This window comes from Streptomyces murinus (genome assembly GCF_002154555.1).
Classification (GTDB): Bacteria; Actinomycetota; Actinomycetes; order Streptomycetales; family Streptomycetaceae; genus Streptomyces; species Streptomyces murinus.
Genome location: NZ_MUNF01000262.1, coordinates 14,241 through 14,759, shown reverse-complemented (window position 1 = coordinate 14,759; position 519 = coordinate 14,241). Strand labels below are relative to the sequence as shown.

The 519-nt window shown below is 69.2% G+C and carries 1 pseudogene; it reads left to right on the top strand.

The features are described from left to right. Positions 1-214: 214 nt before the first annotated feature. Positions 215-519: pseudogene (locus CCN72_RS40590) on the top strand (DEAD/DEAH box helicase); the annotation flags it as partial.

Below are 519 nucleotides of genomic sequence, written 5' to 3'. Positions count from 1 at the left end.
GTCGGGGGCCATCGGGGGCGGCCATTCGAGTGACGGTTTCGTGACGTAGGGTAGTGATCGATTCCCTGGAGGTCGCCTCAGGGCCTGACTTGCTCGCACAATTGTTCGCCACTTGTGGATAACTCCGGGGCTGTCGGTGCGGACCCCTATCGTTGAGGCAGTGGTGGGCAGCGGGCGCACGACGGCACACGGGGGACCGGCGGGGGACAGGACGATGGATGCGACGGGCGGGATCAGTCAGATGCCAGTGGTGACCGAGGGACCCGGCGCGGACGCGAGCGAGGCGCTGACCACGCTGCACCGGGTCTTCGGGTACGACGCCTTCCGGGGCGAGCAGGAAGCGATCATCGAGCATGTGGTGGCGGGCGGCGACGCCCTGGTCCTCATGCCCACCGGCGGCGGCAAGTCGCTGTGCTACCAGATCCCGGCCCTGGTCAGACCCGGCACCGGCGTGGTGGTCTCGCCGCTGATCGCGCTCATGCAGGACCAGGTGGACGCGCTGCGCGCCCTCGGTGTGCG